Genomic DNA, 11,257 nt, shown 5'->3' with positions numbered 1-11,257 from the left:
TAATAGATTTTATTGATTTAAATTATCACCAACGTTATTTGACATAGAACCTTTTAAATCTCACCTATTTTAGAGGACAGTATGGAAGTACTGTCCTCTACCCTTTTGTCAATATATTTGATATAATAACTGTATAAATGATGAAAATAGAGGTGATAACTTGATAATACAAAAACAGTTTCAGATTTACGAGCCTAAATTTGAACACGAACTATTCGGTAATTTTGACGAAAATATAAAACTTATAGAAAAGAATCTAAATACAGACATACTGCTAAGAGAGGGTAACATTGTAGTTCTTGGAGAAGAGAAGAATGTAGAGACTACCCTTCAACTCTTGACGGAGCTACATAGGATGGTTGAAACTGGCAAGAACCTGGACAGGCAGGCAATTGTATACGCAATTGACCTAATGTTCGATGGCAGCCAGGATAGGATTAAGGAATTAGAAGGGACTATAGTAATCACCAAGAAGGGTAACCCAGTCAAACCAAAGACACTAGGGCAAAAGGAATATGTGAATCTAATAGAAAACCATGACATAACTTTTGGTATAGGGCCTGCCGGTACGGGAAAGACATACCTAGCAGTTGCCATGGCTGTCAAGGCCTTCAAGGCAGATGAGGTGACGAAGATAATACTTACACGACCAGCAGTCGAAGCAGGAGAAACCTTAGGCTTCCTGCCAGGTGATATGAAGGACAAGGTAGATCCATATTTAAGGCCACTTTATGATGCCTTGTTTGATATGTTTGGCCCGGACAAGTTCAACAAGTTCTTGGAGAGGGGAACTATAGAGGTGGCACCACTAGCCTTTATGAGGGGTAGGACCCTAGATAATGCCTTCATAATATTAGATGAGGCACAAAACACTACTCCGGAGCAGATGAAGATGTTCTTGACTAGACTAGGATTTGGCTCAAAGGCAGTAGTGACAGGTGATATCACCCAGACAGACCTTCCGAGGTCTAGGCAGAGTGGTCTAGTCCAGGCAATCAAGATATTGGATGGTGTCAAGGGTATAGGTTACAAGGAACTGACTGAAAAGGACGTTGTTAGACACGAGCTAGTCCAGAGGATTATCAAGGCCTATTCAAAATACGAAAAAAAGATGGAATTCAAGGAAAAAACAAGTGAAAAAAGAGGGGCTAGGGATACTAGGACCGGAGATAGGAATAATGACTCAAGAGGAAAGAGTAGGGATAAAAAATGGAAATAATTTTTGATGATAGGCAAGACTTTGCCAAGTTGGACCAAGATTTTATGGATAAAATAGAAGCTGTCATGCTTGAAGTACTAGCATATGAGGACTACGATGATGATTATGAGGTTAGCCTATCCTTTGTGACAAATGATGAAATAAGAGATATAAACAGGGAATACAGGAATATTGACAAGGTCACTGATGTCCTATCATTCCCTATGTATGATGGCCAAGAGGTCGATGTGGACTTTGGTCAGATATCCCTAGGTGATATAGTCATATCAATTGAAAGGGCATCTGAACAGGCCAAGGATTTTGGTCATAGTTTGGAAAGAGAGATATGCTTCTTGGTATGTCATAGTATGTTCCACCTACTTGGCTATGACCATATGGAAGAAAATGATGCTATTGACATGCATGCTAGGGAGGAAGCCGTACTTGGCAAGTTGGGTATTACTAGAAACTAGAAGTGGTGAGGTATCTATATGGATAAGGACAAGATAAGAGAGGAAAAAGACCGAGAAAAATATAGGATATTCAAGAGTAATAAGGATAAAAAGATCAAGCAGGGTTTTACAAAGTCTGTAAATGCGGCAATTGAAGGTATACTTTATACCTTTAGGAGTGAGAGGAATATGAAATTTCACTATTTAGCCTGTTTTATCGTCTTGATTGCCAGCCTATTTTTTGACTTTTCAAAGATGGAATTTATAGTTCTTTTGGGGGCTATTACCATGGTTGTAATTACGGAAATGATAAACACTGCTGTAGAAAAGACTGTAGATATGGTGACTCAAGAATACAATCCCCTGGCCAAGATAGCCAAGGACGTGGCTGCCGGGGCAGTATTGGTATCTGCCATATATTCAGTAGCAGTGGCATATATCCTATTTTATAAAAAGTTGACCCTACTGACTGGCAACCTAGTATATAGGATTAGGGAGTCAGAGCTACATATTACACTTATATGTATAGTGGTAGTTCTGATAGCAGTAGTTGTAGTCAAGGCCATTACCTTTACAGGAACCCCATTAAAGGGTGGTATGCCTAGTGGGCACGCAGCCCTGGCCTTTGCTATAGCGACGTCTATTACCCTTATGACAGAGAGGGTAGAGGCTTCATCATTGGCCTATTTGATGGCCCTTTTGGTGGCCCAGAGTAGGATTGAAGGCAAGATACACACCTTTTGGGAAACAGTAGCAGGTGGTATATTGGGCACTCTGGTGGCCATAGTTATATTCCAGTTGGGCTTATTTTATTAAAATTTGAAAAATATTCCCGGATATGATATAATTAAAATGTTTTATCAAAATAAAAAGAGGAAATACAAGGAGAAATATATGGAGTATAAATCGGGTTTCGTCAGTATCGTAGGTCGACCTAACGTAGGAAAATCAACACTGATGAACAATATAGTAGGTGAGAAGATCGCAATAATGAGCGACAAGCCTCAGACTACAAGAAATACCATACAGGCTGTATACACTGATGAAGAGGCTCAGATAGTATTCTTGGATACACCAGGTATACACAAGCCAAAAAACAAGTTGGGGCAGATGATGGTAAAGTCGGCAGAGGATTCTTTCAAAAATGTTGACTGTATTTTATTTGTAGTTGATGAGTCAGATAAGATTGGTAAGGGCGATTCAATGATCATAGAGAACCTAAGAAAGGCAAAAGTTCCTGTTTTTCTTGTGATCAATAAAATTGACAAGATAGCAAACAAAGAAGATATATTTGAATTGATAAAGATGTATGACCAAGAGGGTGTATTTAAGGAAATAATACCTGTATCAGCATTGAAGAGTTCAAATATAGAGTCTTTGGTAAAAACTTTAAAACAGACACTAGATGTAGGGCCAAAGTACTTCCCAGACTATATGGTGACAGACCAGCCTGAGAGGGTACTAGTGGCAGAGCTGATTAGAGAAAAGGTGCTACAGTACACAAATGATGAAGTTCCCCATGGTATAGCCATTGAAATAGAAAAGATGAAGGCTAGAAAGGATAAAGAAATAGTAGATGTATCAGCAATTATCTATTGTGAAAGAAATTCCCACAAGGGCATCATTATTGGAAAGAATGGCAGAAAGCTAAAGGGTATAGGAAAATCAGCTAGAGAAGAAATAGAATTTTTATTGGATACAAAAGTTAATCTCCAACTATGGGTGAAGGTCAAAGAAAATTGGAGAAACTTGACTAATTTTATTAATGATTTTGGTTTGAATGAAAATAGAGATTAAAAGGTGGTTGTGATGGATAAAAAACAGGACTCGTCGCGAGAGTTGTACAATGAAGTTAAAGAAATGATTGATAAATCCAAGCTCATTGAGTTGAAGGAGACATTAGAAGAGTACCATACGGTAGATATATATGATGTATTGATGGAGTTAGATGAGGTTGATAGGGTTAAGTTGTTTGAAATACTGCCTTTGGATATAGCAGCGTCAATTCTAGAAGAATGTGAACTAGACCTATTTGTAGAGCTTATTTCAGAAATGGAAATAGACCATGTCAGGAGTATATTTGAAGAAATGTCACTAGGTGACCTAGCAGATATATTGAGAGAGATGGGCGAAGAAGAGAGAGAAAAGATTCTGGATATGGTCAGTAAGGAAGATGAGACAGAACTAAGAGAACTCTTGGCCTATGTGGATGAGACTTCTGGATCTACCATGAAGAAGGGCTATGTAACTGTAAACAACAACCTCAATGTCCATGCGGCTATCAAGCATATAAGGGCTGAGGCAGTTGATGCAGACTCAATCTACTATATCTATGTACTCAATGATGAACAGAAATTAGTGGGTGTTCTTTCGCTGAGGGAGCTATTCCTAGCCAAGGACTCAGAGATAATTGAGGAAATAATGATGGAAAACGTCAAGTCAGTAAATGACAATGACGATAGGGAAGAGGCTGTAAAGATAGTTTCCAAGTATAACCTCGTAGCAGTTCCAGTTGTTGATGATGAAGGCATCTTAAAGGGTATAATTACTATTGATGACATTATAGATGTAATGGAAGAAGAGGCTTCAGAAGACCTATACAAGATAGCTGGTAGCAGTGAGAGGGAGAGAGACACTGATGAAGATGATAACTCTACCCTAAGTCAGCAGATTATATCTTGTGTAAGTTGTAGGATAGGATGGTTAATACTGACAGCACTTATTTCATTTATAGCCGCTATAATATTTATGAACTTCAAAAAGGTCATAGATAAGAATCTAGTAGAATTATTGTTCCTAGCACCTTTAGTAGTAGCTATGGGAGGAAGTGTCAGCAGTCAATCATCGTCTGTAACTATAATAAATTTGACAGATAAGGACAAGGGCATAGACAAGGTACTCATACTAAAGGAGATTATCAGTAGTTTGATAAATGGTGTTGTAATAGCGATTATAGCAGTTGCCCTATTAGCTATATTTATAGGCAAGCCGGAGATAACAATGGTTGTTGCCTTGACGGTTTTGATTAATATGGTACTAGGTGCATGTGCAGGTACCCTATTGCCTATCATACTAACCAAAATGGATTCAGATCCAGCAGCTATATTCTCTCCTATAATGGCAGTCTTGATGGATGTTGTAGGAATAGTGGTGTACTATATAATGATAACACTGTTTCTGATATAGATATAATTGGATGACGGTAGCGAATAGCTAAATTGGAATGAAAATTACAATTTAGCTATTTTTATATTAATTTATGAGGGTTAAAAATGATAGTTTTAGATACGCAAGGCATAGTCTTGAAGGTTGTCAAATACAAGGACAGAGACCTTATATTGACCATATTCACTAGAAAATACGGCAGGGTGTCGGCCATAGCTAAGGGTGCCAAGGGGCAAAAGAGTAGGTTTTTATCTGCATCCCAGTTATTTTCCTATAATAACTACAGCCTGAGGAAGCAAAAGGATATGTTTACAGTCTATCAGGCAGATAATATAAAGAGCTTTTATAATATATCCATGGATTTTGAGAGTTTTTCCTATGCATCCTTTATAGTCAAGCTAGTAGAGGAAAATATAGTAGAAGGCCAGCCTAATAATAGGCTATTTGAGCTTCTGGCTCAGACGCTTTTTTTGTACTCAGAGAAAATAGAAAACAAGATGCTGGTCTTAGATGCCTTTTTGCTCAAGTTTGTTGATTATATGGGTTATAGACCTCAGGTGGATAGGTGTCCAATATGTGGCAACAAAAATTTGAAATATGCTGTATTTTCTATTGAAGATGGCGGCTTGGTGTGTAATAATTGTTACCACAAGGAAAAATTTTACATAAAATTGGACCAAACTACTATATCGCTTATGCAATATATATTAAATAATGATATAATAGTATGTAGCAAGGCTAGAGTGGCAGGGGTCTTGGTCAGGGAGCTTTTTTCTTTATTAAAGAGATACCTGGTCAATTACTTTGAAAGTGTCAGTTTCAAGTCACTAGGCCTCTTAAAGACATTAAAGTAAGTACTAAGTACTTATAGCTTGAGAAAGGATGATAATTATGTCACAGATAACAATCGAGATGGTAGACCAAGTATTGGATAGACTTCCATACGCAACATACAAGGAAGCTAGAGAAGCCTTAATCAAGACTGATGGAAATGTACTAGAAGCAATAATATACATTGAATCTGGTCAGAAAGATACAGGTTTTGAGAACAAAAAAGAATCGATACGCAGGTTTGGGGAGAATATATCCCAGGAATCAGAAAAAATTAGGGGTCAGCTAGCTGACCTATTCAAAAAGACTACAGTTGTTAGGATAATAGTACAAAAAGAGGGCAAGGTTGTCCTAAACATACCTTTGACAGTAGGTGTATTGGGTATAGCGGCTATGCCAGTCTTGTCACTACTTGGCCTATCAGCAGCAGTTCTTAGCAAGTACTCAGTCTTGATCACAGATGAAACTAGCGGGGAAAGCGTAGATATGGGTAGTTTGACACCGGAAAAATTAGAAATATTAAAAGAAATAATCTTCAATTCTTTTGATGATATAAGGGGGGCATTTAAAAAATCCAAGGACGAAGAGGGCGATGATTCAAGTGATGATATAATCTATGAATTGATCAAGGAAGATGATCCCAAAAAGGATGATGAAGAAAAATAAGCACAAAAAGCCAAAAAATATAAGATTTAAAGAAAAATAGCAGTTTATAAGACTCAAAAATCAAAAGGAGAAAATAGACTAATCAGGAGGAGATATTTATGAATTTTCAAGAAATGATTTTGACTTTGCAAAATTTCTGGGCAAAGCAAGGTTGTATAATGACACAGCCATATGACGTAGAAAAGGGTGCCGGAACTATGAATCCTAATACTTTTCTTAGGTCATTAGGGCCTGAGCCATGGAGTGTTTGTTATGTAGAACCATCAAGAAGGCCAGCAGATGGTAGGTATGGAGAAAACCCTAACAGGCTCTACCAGCACCACCAGTTTCAGGTAATCCTTAAGCCATCACCAGATGATATACAGGACCTATATTTAGAGTCATTAAGGGCTATAGGTATCAATCCAGACGAGCATGATATTAGGTTTGTTGAGGACAACTGGGAAGCAGCTACAGTAGGTGCGTGGGGCCTAGGTTGGGAAGTATGGCTAGATGGTATGGAAATCACTCAGTTCACTTACTTCCAGCAGGTAGGTAATATTGAATGTGAACTTGAGACTGGAGAAATCACTTATGGTCTTGAGAGAATAGGTATGTATATACAGGATGTTGATAGCGTTTATGACCTAAAATGGAATGACGAAATCACTTATGGAGAGGTATTCAAAAGGCAGGAATATGAAAATTCTAGATACGCTTTTGATGAGTGTAATGCAGAAATGCTATTCAAGCTATTTGATATGTATGAGGCAGAGGCAGTGCGTCTAGCTGAAATAGGTCTAGTAATACCTTGCTATGACTATGTATTGAAGTGTTCTCATACATTTAATACCCTAGAAGCTAGGGGTGCTATCGGTGTTAGCCAGAGAGCTGCCTTTATAGGCAAGATAAGGTCTTTGGCCAAGATAGTAGCAGAATCCTATGTCAAGCAGAGAGAAGAACTAGGATATCCATTATTGAAGGCAGGTGAAAGAAATGAATAATTATCTATTATATGAAATAGGCGTAGAAGAAATGCCATCAAGGTTTGTGGAGTCTACTCTTGGTCAGCTAAAGGACAACCTTACAAAGGCCTTAACAGATAACAGGGTTGATTTTTCTGGTATTGAAACATATGCAACACCAAGAAGACTAGTCCTAGTGGTCAAGGGCTTGGCTGATAGGCAGGCAGACCTAGAAGAAGAGGTAAAGGGTCCATCTAAGAAGATAGCCTTGGAAGAAGACGGAAGTTTCACAAAGGCAGCCCTAGGATTTATGAGGGGCAAGGGTCTTACAGAGGCTGATGTATACTTCAAGGACCTAGATGGAACTGAATATATATATGCAACCCTAAAAGAGGAAGGCAAGGAAACTGAGGAAATTTTGAGTCAGGTCCTAGTCGATATAGTAAAGGCAGTAGTATTCCCTAAGTCAATGCGTTGGGGAGGCAAGAATATGAGGTTCGTGAGACCTATCAGGTGGCTTGTGGCCTTGATGAATGACAAGATAGTTCCAGTGAACATGGAAGGTATAATAGCCTCTAACAAGACTGTAGGACACAGGTTCCTAGGAGCCAAGTCAATAGAGGTAACAAGCATAGAAGACTATCTAGCAAAATTAGAAGAAAACTATGTAATCCTTGACCAGAACAAGAGGAAGGCTATAATTAGAGACCAGATAGACAAGGTGGCAGCTAGTATCAATGGTAGGGTAGACATGGATGAAGACCTACTAGAAGAGGTAACATATATAGTTGAATATCCGACAGCATTTTACGGAGAGTTTGACAAGGAATACTCTAGTCTACCAAAGGAGGTAGTAAAGACTCCAATGAAGGCCCACCAGAGGTACTTCCCAGTAGTAAATGACAAGGGTGACCTATTGGCTAACTTTATAGCTGTTAGAAATGGTAGCGACCACATGATAGAAAATGTAAAGAAGGGTAATGAAAAAGTCCTAGAGGCTAGGTTGGCAGATGCCCTATTCTTCTTCAATGAAGACAGGAAGAAGTCTCTAGCAGACTATAGGCAGCAGTTGAATACAGTTGTATTCCAGGAAAAGCTAGGTACCCTACTAGACAAGTCAGAAAGACTAGACCTACTAGCAGGTAAGCTAGCTGATGCTATAGAAACAGGAGCTAATAAAGACCTACTAGAAAGGGCAGCCTACCTATCTAAGGCAGACCTAGTGACTAGTATGGTATTTGAATTTGATGAGTTACAGGGATATATGGGTATGGAATACTCAAAGCTAGATGGTGAAGATCCTATAGTATCTCAGGCTATATATGAACACTATATGCCTAGGTTTAGTGGAGACCAGATTCCTGAGTCGACAGAAGGTGCTATTTTGTCAATTATAGACAAGATAGATACTATTGCAGGCTTCTTTGCTATAGGTATCCAGCCAACAGGATCAGCAGACCCATTTGCCCTTAGACGTCAGTGTCTAGGTATCCTGACTATATTGCTAGAAAAGAATATAGAGCTAGATATAGCCAAGTTGGCAGGACTAGCCCTTGACCAGTATTCAAGTGTAGACTTTGATAAGGATGCAGTAGTTGGCCAGATAGTTGCCTTCTTCAATGATAGGACTAGGGTAATGTTCAAGGATATGGGCATCAGGTATGATGTTGTAGATGCAGTCTTGGCTAGTGATGAAAAGAATATGTCCGACCTATATGCTAGGGCCCAGGCGATAAATGCTTGGATAGACAAGCCAAGTCTAAATGATATGCTAGTAGCCTTCAACAGGGTATCTACACTAGCAGAAAAGTCTGAAGGACTAGATATAAGTGAAGGAGCCTTTGTGGAAGGTGCAGAAAAAGACTTATATGCTAAGTTTGTCCTAGTAGAAAAGGATATAGAAAGCCTTATGGGACAGAAAAAGTATACAGAATCTCTTGATTCATTTGCTTCATTAAAGCCAGCCATAGATGCTTTCTTTGATACAGTCATGGTAATGGATGAGAATATGGATGTTAGAAAGAATAGGTTGGCCCTACTTGCTAATATCTATAAGGCTATGCTGAAGATATGCGACTTGTCAAAGATAGTGTATAAGTAGATTTATAGGTAAATATTAATAGACCTTGTATTAACTTGGATTAAGAATTGGTAATATCGTTGCTTGATTCAGAAAAATTCAAACGTGCTTTGCACTTGAATTTTCTGTTCTTCATCTTCGTAATGATATTACTGTAATTCTTCTCCAATTGTTACTTACAAGGTCTATTTGTGTTTTTCATATAAAAGGGGTTTTAGGAGGTGAGTTATATAGTAAAAGAGATATCGATAAAATTCTTATATGAAAAATCTTTTGATTTATGCAGATTTAAAGATAATACATTTACCAAAATTGCAATATCAATTTGTAATACATTTAATAAAGAAAAGTGTAAAAACTGTCGAAAATTATTATCAAAAAGTATTGACAGGAATTATCAAGCTTGCTATAATAATAATAGATTTTGATTGATATAAAAATTCAGTCTTGCATCTAAGGAAGGTTGGTATATTTTATGGCAGATTTAAAGTTTGAAAACATACTCGCATACTACTGTTCGCCGGTACTGACTGGGGCAAAGGTTTCTAATCTGGTATCCATATCTAAGAAAGAGTTGCCCGAATATGGTAGACTGGTTCAGTACTATAATAGGAAATTTGGAAAATATGATATAAAGATTAATCCAATATGTGAGTGTGGTCAGAGGATTTTAGTATTTGTCTATAAGCAAGCCGAACTCTACAAGTATTTGAGAAGGGCCGATGTAAATACAATCTTGGAGGACTATGGTTACTCTAGCTCTTGGTCATTGAACAGGTATATTGCTACTTTGAAGATGAGGATGAGCAAGGGAGACTTTCCCCATGAAATCGGTGCTTTTTTGGGTTATCCTGTATCAGATATCTTAGGATTTATTGAGAATAATGGTAAGAATTATAAGTACAGTGGCTATTGGAAGGTCTATGGTGATACTGAAGAGGCCAAGGAGTTGTTCGAACTATATGATAGGTCTAGATGTATGATGATGGAAAAGATGAGTTGCGGAGAGTGCTTGGAAAATATATTAGACCAGTTTAAAAATCAATTATACATAGCATAGGAGGAATTACAAAATGAAGAAAGTTGGAGTTTTTTATTGGAGTGGAACAGGTAATACACAGGCAATGGCAGAGGCTATTGGTGAAGGTCTAGCTAAGGCTGGAGTTGAATACGATGTAATCAACATATCAAATGACCCAGATAAGAGTGTAAAGGACTATGAATCTCTAATATTCGGTTGCCCATCAATGGGATCAGAAGTTCTAGAAGAAGCTGAATTTGAACCATTCTTTGAAGATGCAGAAGGTTCAATAGGTGGTAAGAGAGTTGCTCTATTCGGTTCATACGGATGGGGAGATGGTGAATGGATGAGAAACTGGCAGTCAAGAGTAGAAGATGCTGGTGCTAACCTATTTGATGATGGATTGATCATCAACGAAACTCCAAATGATGAAGGTCTAGCTATGTGCGTAGAACTAGGAGAAACATTCGCTAAGTAGTGATAAATACCTGCTGGTATTACAGTTAGTCATTTCATGTACTAATATACATTAAAAATTTAAATAAAGTAATAGTGAAGAATAAATTAGTATATTTAGTAATTTGATTTATATAATAGTAAATTAAGTTTTTTGACATACCCAAAAAATAAAATAATCGTTTAAAAAGAGAGCTGGCTTATAGCTCTCTTTTTCTTGTTAAGATTCTTCATATTTCAAGATATAGCATATTCTAAAGCTTTGGAAAATATACCTTGAAAGAAAAAGTTGATGAGAGTATAATCAGCTTAAATGGATTTAAAATTCAGAAATTTGATTGGAATAAGTGCAGCCACTTACGAAAAAGGCTATTGGAGCCAGATGAAAGCATGTTCTATTATGACATAGATAAGGTATTTGAAAAATCACGTGTCTATAGGGTG

At 37.6% G+C, this 11,257-nt stretch carries 11 protein-coding genes; all 11 read left to right on the top strand.

All coding sequences use genetic code 11. The features are described from left to right. The first annotated feature begins 160 nt into the window (after window positions 1-160). The 11 genes from HMPREF1639_RS00710 (at window position 161) to HMPREF1639_RS00660 (ending at window position 10,835) form a co-directional block, all read left to right on the top strand. Entirely contained in the window at window positions 161-1,219 is a 1,059-nt protein-coding gene (locus HMPREF1639_RS00710) for a PhoH family protein (protein WP_036762181.1), read from the top strand. Continuing rightward, window positions 1,210-1,671: an rRNA maturation RNase YbeY gene (gene ybeY / locus HMPREF1639_RS00705; RefSeq protein ID WP_036762178.1), complete on the top strand. Its 462-nt coding sequence runs from the start codon at window positions 1,210-1,212 to the stop codon at window positions 1,669-1,671. Before HMPREF1639_RS00710 ends, ybeY begins: the two co-directional genes overlap by 10 nt. Window positions 1,672-1,689: 18 nt before the next feature. After that, complete coding sequence (locus HMPREF1639_RS00700) at window positions 1,690-2,466, top strand: diacylglycerol kinase (protein ID WP_052045361.1); 777 nt, start codon at window positions 1,690-1,692, stop codon at window positions 2,464-2,466. 78 nt (window positions 2,467-2,544) lie between these two features. Beyond that, window positions 2,545-3,447, top strand: coding sequence for a GTPase Era (gene era / locus HMPREF1639_RS00695; protein ID WP_036762175.1), 903 nt, complete (start codon window positions 2,545-2,547; stop codon window positions 3,445-3,447). A 12-nt stretch (window positions 3,448-3,459) separates the two neighbouring features. Continuing rightward, window positions 3,460-4,836 (top strand): magnesium transporter, encoded by a 1,377-nt coding sequence (gene mgtE / locus HMPREF1639_RS00690; RefSeq protein WP_036762174.1) that lies wholly within the window; start codon window positions 3,460-3,462, stop codon window positions 4,834-4,836. An 86-nt stretch (window positions 4,837-4,922) separates the two neighbouring features. Then, complete coding sequence (gene recO, locus HMPREF1639_RS00685; RefSeq protein ID WP_036762172.1) at window positions 4,923-5,669, top strand: DNA repair protein RecO; 747 nt, start codon at window positions 4,923-4,925, stop codon at window positions 5,667-5,669. A 37-nt stretch (window positions 5,670-5,706) separates the two neighbouring features. Beyond that, window positions 5,707-6,312 carry a DUF4342 domain-containing protein gene (locus HMPREF1639_RS00680; RefSeq protein WP_036762171.1) on the top strand — a complete coding sequence of 202 codons (606 nt, stop codon included), beginning with the start codon at window positions 5,707-5,709 and terminating at the stop codon, window positions 6,310-6,312. A gap of 98 nt (window positions 6,313-6,410) precedes the next feature. After that, entirely contained in the window at window positions 6,411-7,295 is an 885-nt protein-coding gene (gene glyQ, locus HMPREF1639_RS00675; protein ID WP_036762169.1) for a glycine--tRNA ligase subunit alpha, read from the top strand. Then, a complete protein-coding gene (gene glyS, locus HMPREF1639_RS00670) occupies window positions 7,288-9,357 on the top strand; it encodes a glycine--tRNA ligase subunit beta (protein WP_036762168.1) in 2,070 nt (689 codons plus the stop codon). The genes glyQ and glyS overlap by 8 nt, the downstream gene beginning before the upstream one ends. Before the next feature lie 454 nt (window positions 9,358-9,811). After that, window positions 9,812-10,396 (top strand): DUF3793 family protein, encoded by a 585-nt coding sequence (locus HMPREF1639_RS00665; RefSeq protein ID WP_036762167.1) that lies wholly within the window; start codon window positions 9,812-9,814, stop codon window positions 10,394-10,396. Window positions 10,397-10,409: 13 nt separating this feature from the next. Beyond that, window positions 10,410-10,835, top strand: coding sequence for a flavodoxin (locus HMPREF1639_RS00660; RefSeq protein WP_036762166.1), 426 nt, complete (start codon window positions 10,410-10,412; stop codon window positions 10,833-10,835). The last annotated feature ends 422 nt before the right edge of the window (window positions 10,836-11,257 follow it).

The sequence above is a fragment of the Peptostreptococcus sp. MV1 genome (genome assembly GCF_000758885.1).
GTDB lineage: Bacteria > Bacillota > Clostridia > Peptostreptococcales > Peptostreptococcaceae > Peptostreptococcus.
Note: the sequence above shows the minus strand (reverse complement) of the source record. Positions and strands in the feature narration are given on the sequence as shown.

Coding starts and splice junctions, on each gene's coding strand:
- ybeY (WP_036762178.1), top strand. CDS start 1,210: ATGGAAATAATTTTTGATGATAGGCAAGACTTTGCCAAGTTGGACCAA.
- HMPREF1639_RS00700 (WP_052045361.1), top strand. CDS start 1,690: ATGGATAAGGACAAGATAAGAGAGGAAAAAGACCGAGAAAAATATAGG.
- era (WP_036762175.1), top strand. CDS start 2,545: ATGGAGTATAAATCGGGTTTCGTCAGTATCGTAGGTCGACCTAACGTA.
- mgtE (WP_036762174.1), top strand. CDS start 3,460: ATGGATAAAAAACAGGACTCGTCGCGAGAGTTGTACAATGAAGTTAAA.
- recO (WP_036762172.1), top strand. CDS start 4,923: ATGATAGTTTTAGATACGCAAGGCATAGTCTTGAAGGTTGTCAAATAC.
- HMPREF1639_RS00680 (WP_036762171.1), top strand. CDS start 5,707: ATGTCACAGATAACAATCGAGATGGTAGACCAAGTATTGGATAGACTT.
- glyQ (WP_036762169.1), top strand. CDS start 6,411: ATGAATTTTCAAGAAATGATTTTGACTTTGCAAAATTTCTGGGCAAAG.
- glyS (WP_036762168.1), top strand. CDS start 7,288: ATGAATAATTATCTATTATATGAAATAGGCGTAGAAGAAATGCCATCA.
- HMPREF1639_RS00665 (WP_036762167.1), top strand. CDS start 9,812: ATGGCAGATTTAAAGTTTGAAAACATACTCGCATACTACTGTTCGCCG.
- HMPREF1639_RS00660 (WP_036762166.1), top strand. CDS start 10,410: ATGAAGAAAGTTGGAGTTTTTTATTGGAGTGGAACAGGTAATACACAG.